At 62.7% G+C, this 17,095-nt stretch carries 15 protein-coding genes; 10 read left to right on the forward strand and 5 right to left on the reverse strand.

The window, feature by feature from the left end:
- Positions 1-196: 196 nt before the first annotated feature.
- Positions 197-3,682, reverse strand: a complete 3,486-nt coding sequence (gene mfd, locus AVHM3334_RS09550; protein WP_284411717.1) for a transcription-repair coupling factor — start codon at positions 3,680-3,682, stop codon at positions 197-199.
- Positions 3,683-3,824: 142 nt separating this feature from the next.
- On the opposite strand from mfd, the gene AVHM3334_RS09555 reads away from it, so the two are divergent.
- Both AVHM3334_RS09555 and ispF read left to right on the forward strand, forming a co-directional pair.
- Positions 3,825-4,712 (forward strand): IspD/TarI family cytidylyltransferase, encoded by an 888-nt coding sequence (locus AVHM3334_RS09555; protein ID WP_284411718.1) that lies wholly within the window; start codon positions 3,825-3,827, stop codon positions 4,710-4,712.
- 37 nt (positions 4,713-4,749) lie between these two features.
- On the forward strand, positions 4,750-5,265 hold the full coding sequence (ispF, locus tag AVHM3334_RS09560) for a 2-C-methyl-D-erythritol 2,4-cyclodiphosphate synthase (RefSeq protein ID WP_284411720.1): 516 nt from the start codon (positions 4,750-4,752) through the stop codon (positions 5,263-5,265).
- Here the strand turns inward: ispF and AVHM3334_RS09565 are convergent.
- The 3 genes from AVHM3334_RS09565 to AVHM3334_RS09575 all read right to left on the reverse strand — a co-directional run bounded on the left by AVHM3334_RS09565 (position 5,219) and on the right by AVHM3334_RS09575 (position 7,896).
- The gene (locus AVHM3334_RS09565; RefSeq protein ID WP_284411722.1) at positions 5,219-6,715 is read right to left on the reverse strand and encodes a sensor histidine kinase family protein; all 1,497 of its coding nucleotides are present in this window, start codon (positions 6,713-6,715) and stop codon (positions 5,219-5,221) included. The two genes, ispF and AVHM3334_RS09565, sit on opposite strands and share 47 nt — an antisense overlap.
- Before the next feature lie 76 nt (positions 6,716-6,791).
- A complete protein-coding gene (gene ompR / locus AVHM3334_RS09570) occupies positions 6,792-7,523 on the reverse strand; it encodes an osmolarity response regulator transcription factor OmpR (protein ID WP_284411723.1) in 732 nt (243 codons plus the stop codon).
- A gap of 88 nt (positions 7,524-7,611) precedes the next feature.
- Positions 7,612-7,896: a hypothetical protein gene (locus AVHM3334_RS09575; protein WP_284411724.1), complete on the reverse strand. Its 285-nt coding sequence runs from the start codon at positions 7,894-7,896 to the stop codon at positions 7,612-7,614.
- 115 nt (positions 7,897-8,011) lie between these two features.
- Between AVHM3334_RS09575 and AVHM3334_RS09580 the strand changes: the two genes are divergently transcribed.
- The 6 genes from AVHM3334_RS09580 to AVHM3334_RS09605 all read left to right on the forward strand — a co-directional run bounded on the left by AVHM3334_RS09580 (position 8,012) and on the right by AVHM3334_RS09605 (position 12,932).
- The gene (locus tag AVHM3334_RS09580) at positions 8,012-8,410 is read left to right on the forward strand and encodes a hypothetical protein (RefSeq protein ID WP_284411725.1); all 399 of its coding nucleotides are present in this window, start codon (positions 8,012-8,014) and stop codon (positions 8,408-8,410) included.
- A gap of 822 nt (positions 8,411-9,232) precedes the next feature.
- Positions 9,233-10,339 carry a replication initiation factor domain-containing protein gene (locus AVHM3334_RS09585; RefSeq protein WP_284411726.1) on the forward strand — a complete coding sequence of 369 codons (1,107 nt, stop codon included), beginning with the start codon at positions 9,233-9,235 and terminating at the stop codon, positions 10,337-10,339.
- Between the two features lie 30 nt (positions 10,340-10,369).
- Positions 10,370-10,678 (forward strand): hypothetical protein, encoded by a 309-nt coding sequence (locus AVHM3334_RS09590; RefSeq protein ID WP_284411728.1) that lies wholly within the window; start codon positions 10,370-10,372, stop codon positions 10,676-10,678.
- Positions 10,679-11,148: 470 nt separating this feature from the next.
- Positions 11,149-11,385, forward strand: coding sequence for a hypothetical protein (locus AVHM3334_RS09595; RefSeq protein ID WP_284411730.1), 237 nt, complete (start codon positions 11,149-11,151; stop codon positions 11,383-11,385).
- Positions 11,386-11,466: 81 nt separating this feature from the next.
- Complete coding sequence (locus AVHM3334_RS09600) at positions 11,467-12,090, forward strand: recombinase family protein (protein ID WP_284411732.1); 624 nt, start codon at positions 11,467-11,469, stop codon at positions 12,088-12,090.
- 125 nt (positions 12,091-12,215) lie between these two features.
- The gene (locus AVHM3334_RS09605) at positions 12,216-12,932 is read left to right on the forward strand and encodes an SIMPL domain-containing protein (RefSeq protein WP_284411734.1); all 717 of its coding nucleotides are present in this window, start codon (positions 12,216-12,218) and stop codon (positions 12,930-12,932) included.
- 75 nt (positions 12,933-13,007) lie between these two features.
- On the opposite strand, the gene AVHM3334_RS09610 is transcribed toward AVHM3334_RS09605, so the two are convergent.
- Positions 13,008-13,790, reverse strand: a complete 783-nt coding sequence (locus tag AVHM3334_RS09610; protein ID WP_284411735.1) for a 3-hydroxybutyrate dehydrogenase — start codon at positions 13,788-13,790, stop codon at positions 13,008-13,010.
- Positions 13,791-13,859: 69 nt separating this feature from the next.
- On the opposite strand from AVHM3334_RS09610, the gene AVHM3334_RS09615 reads away from it, so the two are divergent.
- Positions 13,860-14,810 (forward strand): alpha/beta fold hydrolase, encoded by a 951-nt coding sequence (locus AVHM3334_RS09615; RefSeq protein ID WP_284411813.1) that lies wholly within the window; start codon positions 13,860-13,862, stop codon positions 14,808-14,810.
- An 11-nt stretch (positions 14,811-14,821) separates the two neighbouring features.
- Entirely contained in the window at positions 14,822-17,056 is a 2,235-nt protein-coding gene (locus tag AVHM3334_RS09620; protein WP_284411815.1) for a RelA/SpoT family protein, read from the forward strand.
- Positions 17,057-17,095: the final 39 nt, after the last annotated feature.

Raw genomic sequence — 17,095 nt, forward strand, 5'->3', positions numbered from 1 at the left:
CACGGCCAGTGGCGCGGGCCGCCATGCGCTCAACATCTGATTGCTATTATTTTGATAGCTATGTGCCCTAGTGCTTATTGCGCTGGAGGCCTATTCGATGCATATCTCCGTCTGGGCTGCAGGCAGCGCGGGCCCCGAGCCGCCGTCCGCCCACGGCAGCGGCCACGGCATGCCATCGCGCAACGCCGTCGAGCGGTCAGGCCGTCGCGCCCTGCGCCAGCGGCTGTCCCAGGCTGCGCAGCACATCGCGCACCATCTGCACCCGGTCCTTGACCTCGGGCAGTTCGCGTTCGATGCGCAGCTTTTCGTTGCCCGCCAGCTTGATGTGCTTGTTCTTCTGGATCAGGTGAATGATGTTCATCGGATCGATCGGCGGCTTGGGCTTGAACGTGATGTGGATCACGCCCGGCGCCGCATCCACCTTCACCACGCCGTAGGGCCTGCTTAAGGCACGCAGGCGGTGCACGTCGATCAGCGTCTGGGCCTGCGGCGGCAGCTTGCCGAAGCGGTCCACGATCTCTTCCAGCAGGCTGTCGATCTGGTCGGTGCTCTTGGCGGTGGCGAGCTTCTTGTAGAACGACAGGCGCAGGTGCACGTCGCCGCAGTAGTCGCTGGGCAGCAGCGCCGGCGCGTGCAGGTTGATGTCGGTGGTGACGGACAGCGGTGCCAGCAGGTCGGGCTCCTGGCCCGCCTTGAGCGAGCGCACTGCCTCCGACAGCATCTCGTTGTAGAGCTGAAAGCCCACCTCCAGCATGTTGCCGCTCTGGTTTTCGCCCAGCACCTCGCCCGCGCCGCGGATCTCCAGGTCGTGCATGGCGAGATAGAAGCCGCTGCCCAGCTCTTCCATCTGCTGGATGGCATCGAGCCGCTGGGCGGCATGCTTGGTCAGTCCCTCGATGTCCGGCACCATCAGGTACGCATACGCTTGGTGGTGGCTGCGGCCCACCCGGCCGCGCAGCTGGTGCAGCTGCGCCAGGCCGAACTTGTCGGCTCGACTCATGATGATGGTGTTGGCCGTGGGCACGTCGATACCGGTCTCGATGATGGTCGAGCACAGCAGGATGTTGTAGCGCTGCGCCACGAAATCGCGCATGACCTTTTCCAGCTCGCGCTCGGGCATCTGGCCATGGGCCACGGCGATCCGGGCCTCGGGCAATATCTCTTCCAGCTTCTGGCGCCGGTTCTCGATGGTCTCCACCTCGTTGTGCAGGAAGTAGCACTGCCCGCCGCGCTTCAATTCGCGCAGCACGGCCTCGCGGATCACGCCCGTGCCTTCGTTGCGCACGAAGGTCTTGATGGCCAGGCGCCGCTGGGGCGCGGTGGCGATCACCGACAGGTCGCGCAGCCCTTCCAGCGCCATGCCCAGCGTGCGCGGGATGGGTGTGGCGGTGAGGGTGAGCACGTCCACCTCGGCGCGCAGGGCCTTCATCTGCTCCTTGTGGCGCACCCCGAAGCGGTGCTCTTCATCGATGATGAGCAGGCCCAGGTTGTGGAACTTGGTGGATTCGGAGAGCAGCTTGTGCGTGCCCACCACGATGTCCACCGTGCCGTCGCCGATGCCCTTGATCGCGGACGTGATCTCCTTGCCCGAGCGAAAGCGCGATACCTCCGCCACTTTCACCGGCCATTTGCTGAAGCGATCCACCAGTGTCTGGAAATGCTGCTCGGCCAGCAGCGTGGTGGGCGCGAGAAACGCCACCTGCTTGCCGCCCGTGACGGCCACGAATGCGGCGCGCAGGGCCACCTCGGTCTTGCCGAAGCCCACGTCCCCGCAGACCAGCCGGTCCATGGGGCGGGGCGAGATCATGTCCTGGATCACCGCGTGGATGGCGGCGTTCTGGTCGGCGGTTTCCTCGAAGCCGAAGTCGTTGGCGAATTGCTCGTAGTCCTGCGGGCTGTAGCGGAAGGCATGGCCCTCGCGCGCCGCGCGCCGCGCATAGATGTTGAGCAGCTCGGCGGCCGAGTCGCGCACCTGCTCGGCCGCCTTGCGCTTGGCCTTTTCCCACTGGCCGCTGCCCAGCTTGTGCAGCGGGGCCTCGTCGGCGCTCACGCCGGTGTAGCGGCTGATGAGCTGCAACTGGCTCACCGGCACGTAGAGCACGGCCTTGTCGGCGTATTCGAGGTGCAGGAACTCCTGCAGTGCGGGCGATCCGTCGGCGTTCTTCTGGCCCACGTCCATGTTGATGAGCCCGTGGTAGCGGCCGATGCCGTGCGCGCTGTGCACCACCGGGTCGCCCACGTTGAGCTCCGAGAGGTCCTTGATCAGCGCCTCGACATCGCTCACCTGCTCCTGCTTCTTGCGCCGGCGCGTGGTGGCGCCCGCTGCGAACAGCTCGGTTTCGGTGACGAAATCGACGCCATCCTCGATCCAGCTGAACCCCGTCGCCAGGCCCGCCGTGGCAATGCCCACCTTCTCTTCAGGCGTGGCCTGGAACTCGGCCAGCGAGTCGAAGGCCGGCGGGTTCAGCTGAGAGGCGCGCAGAAAATCCAGCAGGCTCTCGCGCCGGCCGGCGCTCTCGGCCAGCAGCAGCACACGGTGCTGGGTATTGCGGATGTGCGCATGCAGGCGCGCCAGGGGGTCTTCGGCGCCGCGCGTCACCGACAGGTCGCCCAGCTTCTGGAACTGGGCGTTGTCCGCGATGTCCTGCACACCCGGCCGCAGCGCGAGCTGCGGATGGGCGTTGGCACGGGAATAGAACTGCTCGGTGGTCAGAAACAGCGATTCGGGGGGAAGGGCCGGGCGGTCCGGGTCGCCCTGCACCAGGCGGTAGCGGTCCTTGGTGTCCTGCCAGAAGCGCTGGAAGGCGGGCTCCAGATCGCCGTGCATCACCACGGTGGCCTCGTCTCCAAGATAGTCGAACACCGTGGCCGTCTCGTCGAAGAACAGCGGCAGGTAGTACTCGATTCCGGCCGTGGCCACGCCGTTGCCCATGTCCTTGTAGATGCGGCTCTTGGTCGGGTCGCCCTCCAGCATCTCGCGCCAGCGGCTGCGGAATTTGGCCCGCGCCTCGTCGTCCATCGGAAACTCGCGCCCCGGCAGCAGGCGCACTTCGGGCACCGGGTACAGGCTGCGCTGGCTGTCCGGATCGAACGTGCGGATGCTGTCGATCTCGTCGTCGAACAGATCCACCCGGTAGGGCACGAGCGAGCCCATCGGAAAGAGATCGATCAGGCCGCCGCGCACGGCGTATTCGCCGGGGCTCACCACCTGCGATACGTGCGAGTAGCCCGCCAGCGTGAGCTGCGCCTTGAATTTCGCCTCATCCAGCTTTTGCTTGACCTTGAAGTGAAAGGTGTAGCCCGCCAGGAAGGAGGGCGGCGCCAGGCGGTACAGCGCCGTGGTCGCGGGCACCAGTACCACGTCGGCGCCGGTGTCCTTGTCCTTCTGGCTGATGCGCCACAGCGTGGCCAGGCGTTCGCTGATCAGATCCTGGTGCGGCGAGAACGTGTCGTAGGGCAGCGTCTCCCAGTCGGGAAACAGCGAGCAGCGCAGCTCGGGCGCGAAGAACGCCATCTCGTCGATGAGGCGCTGCGCGTCGGTCGCGTCGGCAGTGACGATGGCGGTGGTGCGCCGCGCGGCCTTTTCTCGCTCGCCCAGGCGTGCCAGCAGGAGCGCATCGGCGCTGCCCACCGGGCGTGGCAGGGTGAAACGTTTTCCGGGGATGAGTTTGGGGAGTTCCATGCGGTGGACGGTGCGTCGTGCCTGGGGCCACCAGCCCCCCGGGGCGCGGTGTGCGCCGCAGTCAGGCGGTGTGGGCGAACGGCAATTCTAGGCGGCTGTGCTGTCAGATGAGGACGCTTGCCCCTCCTACAATGACCGCCCCATGACCGATCTGCTCACGCCACTCACTCCGCCACCGCTCTCCGGCCAGGGGCGCTTCTGGGCCCTGGTGCCGTGCGCCGGCGTCGGCGCCCGTGCCATGGCAGAGCCTCCCGCGCCGATACAGGCAGCACCGGCAGTACCGGCAGCCTTCGGCGCGTTGGTCGGCGGGCAGGGCGCTGCCCCCGTGTTGCCCAAGCAGTACCAGCCGGTGGCCGGGCATCCCATGGTCTTGCACACCCTGGCCGCGTTCGCTGGCGTGGGGCGTTTGCTGGGCACGCTGGTGGCCGTGGCGCCGGGCGATGGTTTCTTCGACGCCCAGCCCCAGCCGACGTTTTTCGTGTCGCCCTGCGGCGGTGCCACCCGCGCCGCCACGGTGCTGGGCGGCCTGCGTGTGCTGGAGGAGCGCGGCGCACTCGCCGACGACTGGGTGCTGGTGCACGATGCGGCGCGCTGCCTCGTCACCACCGCACAGATCGACGCGCTGATCGATGCCTGCGCCGACGACGCCGTGGGTGGGCTGCTGGCGCACAAGCTGGCCGATACGCTCAAAACGGCGATCGACGGCCCGGGCGGCGTGCGCGTCGCGTCCACGGTGGATCGCACGGACAAATGGCTCGCGCAGACCCCGCAGATGTTCCGCCTGGGCCCGCTGCGCCAGGCGCTCGAACACCTCGGCCCCGCCGCCACCGACGAAGCGAGCGCGATGGAGGCCATGGGCCTGCACCCGCGGCTGGTGCCGGGCGGGGCGCAGAACTTCAAAGTGACCTATCCGGCCGATTTCGCCCTGGCCGAGGCCGTGCTGGCACAGCGCATGCACGCCGCCACCCTCGACCGTTTCGGCGGTGCCCGGGGCGAGGCTTCGGCCGTGCCGGGCAAGACGATTTTTTGAAGACGACAGGCCAATCTCTTTCGCAGGAAACCCGACCATGAACATCCGAATCGGCGAAGGCTGGGACGTGCACGCCCTGGTGCCGGGGCGCCGCCTCGTCATCGGCGGCGTGGAGATTCCGCACACGATGGGGCTGCTCGGCCATTCCGATGCCGACGTGTTGCTGCATGCCATTACCGACGCGCTGCTGGGCGCGGCGGCACTGGGCGACATCGGCAGCCATTTCCCGGACACCGATCCCGATTTCAAGGGCGCAAACTCTGTCGTGCTGCTGGTGGAGGCCGCGCGGCGGGTGCGTGCCCGGGGCTATGACATCGGAAACATCGACAGCACGGTGATCGCCCAGGCGCCCCGCCTGGCGGCCCATATTCCCGCCATGCGGGCCTGCATCGCGCAGGCGTTGGGCCTTCAGGAGGACCAGGTCAACGTCAAGGCCAAGACCGCCGAGCGGCTGGGGCCGGTGGGGCAGGGGCTCGCCATGGAAGCCCGCGCCGCCACCCTGTTGTTCAAGCCTTCGCCGGCTTGGCGCGCCGCGGAGGCAGGTTCCGCTTGATCTGCGGGCGCTGCAGGCGCTGCTTGGGGTCCTTGCCGCCGGGCAGGTCGTTGGCCCGCTGCAGCTGGATGTGGGCCACCAGCCCGCCAGAACCTGAATTGGCCAGCGCGAAGATGCCGCCCATGCGCTGCACCGTCTTGTCCACGATCGAGAGGCCCAGCCCCGCGCCCGCGGCCGCCGTGCGCGCCGAATTGCCGCGAAAGAACGGCTTGGTGAGGTTGGTCAGCTGTTCGGGCGGAACGCCCGGTCCATGGTCGCGCACCTTGATGAGCACCCATTTCTCACGCCCCTTGGCCGCGATGTCCACCGTGGCCGTGCCGCTGTCGTGCGTCTTGCCATAACGGCGGGCGTTCTCCAGCAGGTTGGAGATCACCCGGGCGAGTTCGACCTCGTCGGCCAGCACGTTCAGGTCTTCGGGCACGTTCATCGAGATCTGCAGTTCGCGGTGGTCCTGCACGGCATAGACGCATGACGACACCACGCCATGCAGGTTGACCGGGTTCAGGGTCACGTTGTCGGGCCGGGCGTAGTCGAGAAACTTGTCGATGGTGGCATCGAGCTGAACGATGTCGGCCACCATGTGCTCGCGGGCCACGTTGTCGGACACGCTCATTTCGGTTTCGAGCCGCAAGCGGGCGAGCGGTGTCCGCAGATCGTGCGAAATGCCGGCCAGCATCACCGCCCGGTCCTGCTCCAGCTTGGCCAGTTTCTGCGCCATGCGGTTGAAGCCGATGTTCACCTCGCGGATTTCGCTGGTGACCGCTTCCTCGTCGAGCTGGCTGGCGGCGAAGTCGCCGTCGCGCACCCGGTTGGCCGCATACGACAACTGCTTGAGCGGTCGGTTGATCAGTCGGGCAATGGCCGCTGCACCCGCCAGCGAAAGCGCAGCCGCGGTGATGAGCCAGATCATCCAGGTCTTGCCGCCGGCAGCGCTCAGGCGCGACCGGTCCATCAGCAGCCAGTTCGGGTCGCCATTGATGGTGAAGCCGACCCACAGTCCGCTTTCGCCGTTGACGTTGCTGGCCACGATGGTCCCTGGCCCCAGGCGGGTGGTGAGCTCCTCTGTCAGCCGCATGCCGAGTGCCGAAGCGTCCAGCAGGTCGAAGCGATCGGTGGGCTCGCGCGGCAGGATGCGAACGCCTTCCTGGTCGGCCATGGTCTTGATCAGAGAGACGCGGGCAATCGCGTCGGCATGTACCAACGCAGCGCGGCTCAGGTTCACCAGCGAGGCGATCTGCTGCGCCGTCTGCAGCGTGCGTGGTTCGAATTCCAGCGCCCGCAAGGTTTGCAGCCACGCCAGGATGCTGCCTACCAGCAGCAAGGCCAGCAGAAAGAAGGTGCGCCAGAAAAGGTTGAGCCCCACCCGTGCGCGCTGTGCCCGAAGGTACACGGGCGCCTCGAGGGGGGCGGGGCTGGTGGCGTCGGAAGATGCTTCGTAATTGGCGCTCATGTCGTGAGAATCATCCGGAAATGACCGAAGGCCAGGGGCGCCACGCGCGGAAACGGCGGCCTTCGGTGCAACGCGATCAACTGGTTCCGTCCGGCACGAATACGTAGCCTACGCCCCAGACGGTCTGGATATAGCGTGGCGCTGCGGCATCGACCTCGACCAGCTTGCGCAAGCGGGACACCTGCACGTCCAGGCTGCGATCAAACGGCTCGAACTCGCGGCCTCGCGCCAGCAAAGCCAGCTTTTCCCGCGACAGCGGCTGCCGGGGATGGCGAACCAGGGCCTTCAACATGGCGAATTCGCCCGTGGTGAGCGGCAGTTCCTCGCCGTTGCGCTGCAGCGCGCGGGTGCCGAGATCGAAGGTGAAAGGACCGAAATTCACGACCTCGTTGTCGCCGGATGGCGCGCCCGGTGCCTCTTGCGGGGGGCGGCGGCGCAGCACCGCGTGGATGCGGGCGAGCAGTTCGCGGGGATTGAAAGGCTTGCCCAGATAATCGTCGGCGCCCACTTCCAGGCCCACGATGCGGTCCACGTCCTCACCCTTGGCGGTGAGCATGATGATGGGAGTGCGATCGTTGGCAGCGCGAAGGCGGCGGCAGATCGAAAGGCCGTCTTCTCCAGGCATCATCAGGTCGAGCACGATGAGGTCCACGGTTTCGCGCAGCAGAATGCGGTTGAGGGCCTTGCCGTCTTCCGCAACCATGACTTCGAAGCCTTCTTGCGTGAGATAGCGCCGCAGCAAATCGCGAATGCGGGCGTCGTCATCCACCACGAGAATCTTGTCGGTACGGTTGGTTGTTGAGGCCATTTGTTTCCCAAGTCCTATTTGTAACAGAGCCGATTCTGACCAGCTTGAACCCCGAAGTTCGGCTTTTTGCCAGATACCTGACTAATTGTTACAAGATTTGCCCGGTGTATTTGCCTAATTTCTGAGCCCAAAACTCGCGTTCTTCCTCTGTCGTGTTTTCTTGGGTGAGGTTGGTTGCGGCTATCACTTGTAGCGCGTCCAGCTGTGCTCCTTCTGCGATTTTTGCGATTGCCATGTCAGGCAGTCGGTTTCTGCCTTTCATATATTTATTGAACGTTTGGGCGTTGATGCCTAGTGCTTCTGCGACTTCTTTGTCGAAGCGCAGCCCACATTTCATTTTATAGATTCCGACTATCGATTCCATTGCATTCATGGTGAAACTCCATCAAAAAAAGTCGTAAAAGGATATAAAATAGCGTTAACAGATACAAACAGTCTTTTTAGGCTTTTAACTATCTGAGTTGACTTTACCACTCATGGAGCGACCCATGCCAGCCCTGCAATTGGATTTCGAGGAATTTGCTGCGTTTGACGCGGATAACGATTGCCCCCCTCCCGTCTGTGCAGGTGCATCTGCAACCCTGGTCGCTCAGGTTGGCGGGCAGGGTGGCATTCAATCCGCTTCCTCTACCGGGAACGAAAAGCGCAAGGGTCGCCCAGCAAAGCATGCTGATGCGGCTGCTCGCAAGGCCGCATACCGTGCCGAGAAGGCCCGTATTGACTTCACTGACAAGCCTGAAATCATTGCCAAGCTCCGTGAGACTGCTGCGACGTTGGATTGCAGCGTCAACGAGTTGCTGCAGTCCATGGTCCGTTTTGCTGAGTGCAATCGCAATTGGAAGCAGGTCGGCTTGTACGGCGCACGCAAAAACGGGGTTTTGCAATGAGTCCCGAAGCCAAGCGCGATCTTGAATACCGTTGCCGGCGTGCTATTTCGGCCCCGGTCCCGAAATCCATATGCGACGGCAGTTCCCGAAGGGTTGCGGACTATAAGCAATGCGCTGCCGTGGTCGGCGCCTACTTGCGCAGTGGTGCTCAGGCTGAAAAAGCTCGCCTGCACGTTCTGCGGCTGGAAGCTATGCAGGGCCTGCTCTCATGAAGCCCGTTATTGATCCGCAGCGCATCGCGGAAATTCGTGCAGCGTGGGCTGCTGACCGCCTGGAGCGGCGTGAGGCGTTCCGCCGCGACTGGCCTTACTACGTGGTGGACTTCGCTGTCTCTTGCGGCTTAGGCGTCGTCCTGGGCCTGTCCGGTGTGCTGTGGGCGCTTGATCGCTACGCCGAGTCCCTGGAGTTCCCCGCCGCCCTGGCCGCCCCCTTTGCTGGAGACAAACCGGGGCCCCGCCGAAGCGCGAATAGCGCGTCCCCCGAAGGGGGCTCGGTGGGGGCGGGGTATGGGGTGCCAAACCCCATGTCAACCTGCGTGCCACCCGTGCCCGATGCCATTGCCCCGGACCTTCGCGCTCCCGTGAAAGGGATCGTTACCCGGATGGGCCAAGACCCTCAGGGGCTTGGTGGCGTAGCCATAGAGCCCGGTCCCGCAGGGGTTCGCCCTGCCTCTTCTGGGGCTGCGGTGTCCTGCTGTGGTCTTCATGGCGTTTGCGCCGGTGCGGCGACCGCCGGGCAAGCCTGCGCCGCACGTGCGGGCGCCGCGCGCATCCATGCCCCCTCGAGTAACACGGGGGTAAACAAAGTTTCGGGAGGGTGGGCATGACGGTATCTGATGAAAAGTTGGTTTTGGAAGGTGGTCGTTTGAAGGTTTTGTGTCAGCGTCGCCAGCTGGATGCCAAGGCTCAAAGCGGCATCTTGTTGGACTACCTGCGGTTCACGCTCAAGCGTGAATTGATCCCTCACACCAAACTGATTCCAAAGGACTCCGATGACCAGAATTTGGCTCGCTGGTACGCCCATGTTTTTGCCCAGTTGCTGGGCTACACCGTTGGTGTGGATCGCCCTGGCCGGGACTATTACGAATTCACCACGACTATCGACAATGAGAATGGCCACGAAGTGGCAAGCGTCAGCGCAGGCGGCGAAAGTCAGCGCGGAACCATCTGCTTCACCTTGAAGGGTGAGGGCTGCACCATGGCTCGTCCTGGCTGGGAAAAGAGGGTGCATGACTACTTCGATGAGATTCATCCAACGATCACGCGGGTGGACTTGGCAAAGGATTTTTTCGAAGGTGAGTTGGTCATCGATGAGGTCGTGCATCTCTATAAGCACCACGAATTCAGCTACCGCAACCGAAAACCAAAGTACACGACCCACGGCTGCTGGAGCCTCGGTGTAGATGCTGACGGCATGCCCATGCATGGGCATTCGCGCACTTTTCAGGTGGGCAAACGCGAAAGCGGCAAGCTTGCCCGCTTTTACGAAAAGGGCCATCAGTACGCAATGATGGAAAGCCCCTGGCTTCGTGCCGAAGTTGAGTTTCGCAACGTCAATCGCGTGATTCCTTGGGAGACTTTGGTCAACGCTGCCGAGTATTTCGCCGGTGCTTATTTCGCGATGCAGATGCTCTGCAACCGCGAAACCGCCACGAAGATTTCAACTGCTACGAAGGTGGCTGAGGCTAGTGCGCAGCGCGTCATTAACTGGGTGCAACGCGTCGTTGCGCCTACGCTGGTTCAGATTGCCAAGGTCATGCCCAATGAGGATTGGCTCGTGGCCATGGTGGTTGATCAGCAGCATCGCCGGGTTCCTCGCGGTCTGCGCGGTTTGGACTCCACCACGATGGCGCACGGCATCGAGCAAGCCCTCAAAAAGTTCACGAATGCATTCACGAATCCCTGCGAACCGGCCGCAGTGGGTCTTTGAAAACGCCGGAAACATCGAAGGAAGTTCAACATGAAGTTCACCCAAAACCTGCACGTCGTCGGCATGAAGGCCAGCAAAGGCACCCTGGAAAACGGCAACGCCTACGACTCCACTAAGGTCTATTGCTTGATCGATCTGGATGCCAGCAAGGGCACAGCCAAAGGCATGAGTGCTGCTGAATTCACTTTCGGCACTGCTGACGAGTTCGATGCTTTCAAGCATCTGCCATTTCCGTTTCAAGCCGATGCCGATATGGAAATGGTCACCAATGGCAAGACCATGAAAACCGTCATGCATAAGCTCACGCCGAAGGCTGTTGCCACCGGCAAGGGCCAGTAAAAACTCATTTCGTTCCCGGTGACTTATGCAAATAGTCCCACGGTACTACGTGCAGTCAACGGATGACTACACCTTTTTGCGCGCTGACGGTGAGGGTGGTGTTGACAGCACCCCGCTCATTGTCAACGCCACGCCGTTTTCGACCCCTGAGGCTGCGGTTGATGCGGTGCAGGACCACTGTGCAGGCGAAGCGGTGGTTTTTCGCACCTATGAGGTCGATCGGGCTTAGTCATGGATGACGATTTTCTTTTTCTGCTTGGCTTGCTCTCGTTGGCCGGAAGTCTTTCTGGCATTGCAATTGGCCTTGTGCTCTTGCGCATACGTGAGTGCGGGAGGATGAGAATCTAATTTCGTTCTCGGTCTTTTTTTTGACCGACTGTTTAGAAAAACTAAACGCACTTGGGAGAAAGATTTCAGCCGGTAGGCCTCCAGCGCTGTGAAGCGTCGAGGTCTTCCGGGTGCAATCCCGAATGTCTCAGGACCACCTTTCGAAAGGTTTAAAAATGAATATGAAAACTCTGGCCGCTAAGCTGGCAGTGATCCCCCTGGTCTTTGCCGCAACTGCTCGCGTTGCTCTCGCTGAACTGCCTGCCTCTGTGAAGACCGAAACGGACGGCTATAAGGCTGACACCATTGAAGCCCTTGGGATGATCATCGCTGCCGGTATCGCAATCTGGGCTCTCAAGAAGCTCGGCAACAAGATATAGGTTTTTTTTGGCTTATTGCTTCCGGCGTATTCCTTCAAAAATCTCAAATATCGTTCCCGGTCATCGAAATTAGGAGGGTTCATGCAGCAGGCGGAGGGAAGATTGGTAGGGTATGCGCGGGTGTCAACTAAGGAGCAAGAAACCAGATTGCAGTTAGATGCATTGGAGAAAGCTGGTGTGCGCTGTGTTTTTCAGGAAAAGGCTAGCGGCGTTAGTCACAGGCCTGTGTTGCGGCAGTGTTTGGCGTCTCTTCAAAGTGGCGACGTCTTTGTCTTCTGGAGGCTGGATCGCGTTGCTAGGTCGTTGCGCGACTTGCTGGCCATCGATGAGGATTTGAGATCGCGCGGCGTCATGTTGAGGTCGTTGACTGAGCCATTTGATACGACTACGCCTTTTGGGGTTTGTGTTTTTCAAACGCTAGGCGCGTTTGCCCAGCTAGAGCGATCAACGATTAGAGAGAGAGTGATTGCTGGTCAGGTGTCAGCAATGCGGGCGGGTGTGCAATTTGGGCGCCCTAGGATGGTTTCCGGTGACTTCGCGCGCAAGGCTGCGTCTATGTTCGCTGATGGTTTGTCAAAGGCGGAGATTGGTAGGCGCCTCGGGGTTAGTCAAGCAACTGTTCGACGTTCGCTATTGGACTTGCAGGGCGTGCCTAGGACGGTTTACAAGCCAAGATATATCCGTGATCTTGTAAACCAAAACTAACAAGTTTTGCCCAGCCACGCAAAGACGCTATCGCGCCTTTACCGGCGATTGATCAAGACCGGTTACCGTAGTGTTTCGCGGCGACTCCCATCCCTTTCAAGACCGCTCAAGAGGATTCAAAAAACATGAAGATTGCTACTAAATTAATAGCTGCCAGCGCAGTATTTATGTGCGCTGGGGCCGTATTTTCTCAAACCGCCGTCATCGCGCCACCGCAGAACGTGCTGCAGTTGTCTGCCACCGGGAGCGTCGAGGTTCAGCAGGATCTGCTGGTGCTGACATTGGCGACCACCAAAGAGGGTACGGACGCCGCAGTCGTGCAAACGCAACTCAAGCAAGCCCTGGATTCCGCACTCACCGAAGCCAGGCGCACGGCGCAGCCGGAGCAGATGGATGTGCGCACGGGTACCTTCGGCATGTACCCCCGCTATGGCAAGGAAGGCAAGATCAACGGCTGGCAAGGGCGGGCCGAACTGGTGCTGCAAGGCCGTGATTTCTCGCGCATCACGACCGCTGCCGGCAAGATCCAGTCGATGTCGATCAGTCAGATCGCGTTCGATCTGTCGCGGGAAGCCCGTGAAAAGGTGGAAGGCGAGGCACAGACCAAGGCCATCGAGCAGTTCAAGGCCCGTGCCACCGAATTGGCCAAGGGCTTCGGCTTCAGCGGCTACACGCTGCGCGAGGTGGCGGTGAACAGCAACGAAATGATGCCTGGGCCACGGCCCCGGATGATGGCCATGGAAGCCAAGGCATCCTCCATGTCGTCCGACTCGGCCGTTCCGGTGGAGGCCGGCAAGGCGCAAGTGGTCGTGAACGTATCCGGCGCCGTGCAACTGCGCTGAAGACTGCCAGCCACCTCACTGCCCGGTGCCGGGGCAGTGCGAGGGCAGGGCGCTATCGGGCCATCCGTGCAGCGGTCATTGGGCCGCCCAGCCGCCGTCCATGTTCCACGCGACGCCACGAACGTTGTTGGCGGCCGGCGAGCAGAAAAACACGGCCAACTCGCCCAGTTCTTCGGGCGTGGTGAATTGCATGGACGGTTCTTTTTCGCCCAGCAGTTGCTTCTTGGCGTCTTCGTTCGACAGGCCCTGCGCTGCGGCTTTGTCATCGACCTGTTTTTGCACCAGCGGGGTGAGCACCCAGCCCGGGCAAATCGCATTGCAGGTCACGCCCGTGGTGGCGTTTTCCAGCGCGGTCACCTTCGTCAGCCCGACGATCCCGTGCTTGGCTGCGACATAGGCCGACTTCTGGGCGGAACCCACGAGTCCATGCACTGAAGCGATGTTGATGATGCGGCCCCAGTTGGCCGCCTTCATCGACGGCAGCGCCAAGCGCGAGGTGTGAAAGGCGCTGCTCAGGTTGATGGCCAAGATCGCATCCCACTTCTCGACGGGGAAGTGCTCCACGTTCGCCACGTGCTGAATGCCTGCGTTGTTCACCAGAATGTCTACGCGCCCGAACTGGCTGGCGCTGTATTTCATCATGTCCTCGATGTCTGCCGCGCGGCTCATGTCGGCTCCATGGTAGGCCACCTGCGCGCCATGGATTTCTCCCGCAGCCAGAACCTCGGCACGGGGGCCGTCCACATCGCCGAAGCCGTTGAGAACGACGTTGGCGCCCTGGCGTGCGAGCGCCTTCGCGATGCCCAGTCCGATGCCACTGGTGGAGCCGGTGACGAGGGCCGTTTTGCCTTGAAGCATGTGAGTCTCTCCGAATGAATTAGGATGAACGCAACCATTATCGAGCGCCCCCGTGACGAATTCGTTCCCATGACCGAGCCTACGCTGAATTACGTGAATTGCCCCGGCATCGCCGCCAAGGAGGCTGCAGCGAATGGCGCGGCGCCCAGCCATCGCATGGCCTACTGGGAGTGGAACGCGACGGGGCGGCCCGACCATCCCGATGTCGTGATCTGCGTGCATGGCCTGTCGCGCCAGGGCCGTGATTTCGATGTGCTGGCCCGCCGCCTTTCGCGGCATGCCCGCGTTCTTTGCCCCGATGTCGCCGGCCGCGGCCACAGCGACTGGCTCGCCGATCCGATGGCATACCAGGTGCCGGTCTATGCCGCCGACATGCTCGCTTTGCTGGCCCATATGCACGGCCAGACACCCATCGGGCAGCTCGATTGGGTGGGCACCAGCATGGGAGGACTGATCGGCATGGCGCTGTGTGGGCAGCCGGGCTTGCCGTTGCCAGTGCCGGTGCGAAAGTTGGTTCTCAACGATGTGGGCCCCGTGATCGAATGGAGCGCGCTTCAGCGCATCGGGCAATACGTCGGCCGGCCCGCGCATTTCGAGACGGAGCAGCAGGCGGCAGACGCGCTGTGGGCCATCTCGGCGAGCTTCGGCCCGCACACCCCCGAGCAGTGGCTGGCCCTGTCGCGTGCCATGCTGCGCCCTGCGCCCAAGGGCGGCTTCGTGCTGCATTACGACCCGGCCATCGCGGTGCCTTTTCGAGGCATGACGCAGGACACCGCCATCGCTGGCGAAGCCCAGCTGTGGCAGCTGTATGACCAGATCACCGCGCGCACCTTGCTGCTGCGTGGGGCGCAGTCCGACCTGCTGTCTCCCGCAACCGCTCAAGCCATGTCTCAGCGCGGACCCCGCGCGCAAGTCGTTGAGTGGGCCGGCGTGGGGCATGCGCCTACCTTGGTGGCGGACGAGCAGGTGAACGTGGTGGAGGCCTTTCTTTTCGATCTCGGCGCAAGGGGCGGGCTGTGAAGAGCCTGTCCATCGCGTCTCACACGGGTCAGAGCGCGGGGGGGCTTGAGCCGCGCGCCGAAGGAGTGCCACAACTCATCGCTGCCACGGCGCTCTCGCTGCCTGAACAGGCCGGAGCGCTAGTGCGTGCCCGTGCGTTTGCCGAGCCGCTGCTTTCCAGCGAAACGCTGGAGACGGGCGAGAACACGTTCGCCCATGCCGAGGCCGTGGCCGCCATTCTCAAGAGCATCGGAGGCTCTGAAGCGATGCAGGCCGCCAGTTACCTGGTGCATGCCTGCTCGCACCTGAACAAACCGGAAGAAGTGATTGCCAAGGCGTTCGGCCAGAACTTCGCGGCATTGGCCGTGGAAACCACGAAGCTCATGCGCGTGCAGCAGCATGCGCGGGAAGCCCAGATGGCCGGGCAGCCCGTGGACGACCCTGCGACCCAGACCGAGAACGTCCGCAAGATGCTGCTGGCGTTCTCACGCGACCTGCGCGTGGTGATGCTGCGCCTGGCGTCCCGCCTTCAGACACTGCGGTTCTATGCGGCCACCAAGCGCGCGGTTTCCCCTGGCATCGCGCGGGAGGCCCTGCAGGTGTTCGCCCCCCTCGCCAACCGGCTCGGCATCTGGCAGATGAAGTGGGAGCTCGAAGATCTCTCGTTCCGCTTTCTGGAGCCGGAAACCTATAAACAGGTGGCACTGCTGCTCGACGAGAAGCGCGCTGAGCGCGAGGTCTACATGGAGCAGTTGCGCGGCAGGCTCGAATCGGAGTTGCGCGCCCGCAGCATCAGCGCCAGCGTGCAGGGCCGGCCCAAGCACATCTACAGCATCGTCAAGAAGATGCGGGGCAAGTCGCTCGACTTCGACCACGTGTTCGACATCCGGGCCTTGCGTGTCGTGGTGCCTTCGGTGAAAGATTGCTACGCCGCGCTGTCGTGGGTGCACGAGCACTTCAAGCCCATCGATGCAGAGTTCGACGACTACATCGCAAAGCCCAAACCCAATGGGTATCAGTCGCTGCACACGGTCGTGCGCGACGAGGCGGGCAAGGCCATCGAAATCCAGATCCGTACCCAAGCGATGAACGATCACGCCGAGCACGGCGTGGCGGCCCATTGGGCTTACAAAGAGGCCGGTACCAAAGGATATGCGGGCGTATCGGCGTCAGGGGAGTACGACGCCAAGATCGCCGTGTTGCGGCAACTGCTGGCCTGGGAACGGGACATGGCGGGCGCCGTGCAGCACGGGGGATTGTTCGAGGACCGCATTTACGTGCTGACCCCGGATGCCGCCGTGGTGGAGTTGCCTCAGGGCGCCACCCCGGTCGATTTCGCCTACGCGGTGCACACGAGCGTCGGTCATCGTTGCCGAGGCGCACGCGTCGACGGCGCCATGGTGCCGCTCAATACCCCGCTGCAAAACGGCCAGACGGTGGAAATCACCACGGTGAAGGAGGGACGCCCTTCGCGCGACTGGCTCAATGCGGAGCTGGGCTATCTCACCAGCCACCGTGCCCGCGCCAAGGTCAGAGCCTGGTTCAACGCGCAGGCCACGCACGAGACCACGGCACGGGGCAGGGAGGCGGTCGAAAAGCTGCTGCAGCGCGAGGGCAAGACGGCCATCAAACTCGACGACTTGGCCGTGCAGTTGGGCTTCAAGACAGCGGATGCATTGTTTGAAGTCGTGGGCAAAGACGAATTTTCGCTGCGCACCATCGAGACACTGTTGCGCCCGCCGGAGCCGGTGCTGCAACCTGACGATTACCTGCTGCTCAAAAAGTCGCGCACCTCCGAATCGGCCCCCAAGGGCGGCGTGCTGGTGGTGGGGATTGATTCACTGATGACGCAATTGGCCAAGTGCTGCAAGCCTGCGCCGCCCGACAACATTCGAGGCTTCGTCACTCGGGGCAAGGGCGTGAGCGTGCACCGTGCCGATTGCAGCAACTTCCGCGAGATGGCCGCGCGCAGCGCAGAACGCGTCATCGAAGTGGAGTGGGGACAATCCAAGTCTTCTGCCGGGACGGGGCCGTCGGTCTATCCGGTGGATGTCTCCGTCGAGGCTGCGGACCGGCAGGGCTTGCTGCGCGACATTTCAGAAGTGTTCGCCCGCGAAAAGACCAATGTCATCGGTGTGCAGACCCAGTCGGTCAAAGGAACCGCTTGGATGACGTTCACCGTGGAAGTGTCTGACTCGGGGCGTTTGAATAAAGTGCTCGGAATCGTTGCCTCTGTACAAGGCGTGCGCTCCGCGCGCCGAAGATAAAAGAAAGCACGTGAGAGCGTCCGAAGCGCCCATTTTTTA

The sequence above is a fragment of the Acidovorax sp. SUPP3334 genome (assembly GCF_030159055.1).
Lineage (GTDB): Bacteria > Pseudomonadota > Gammaproteobacteria > Burkholderiales > Burkholderiaceae_C > Paracidovorax.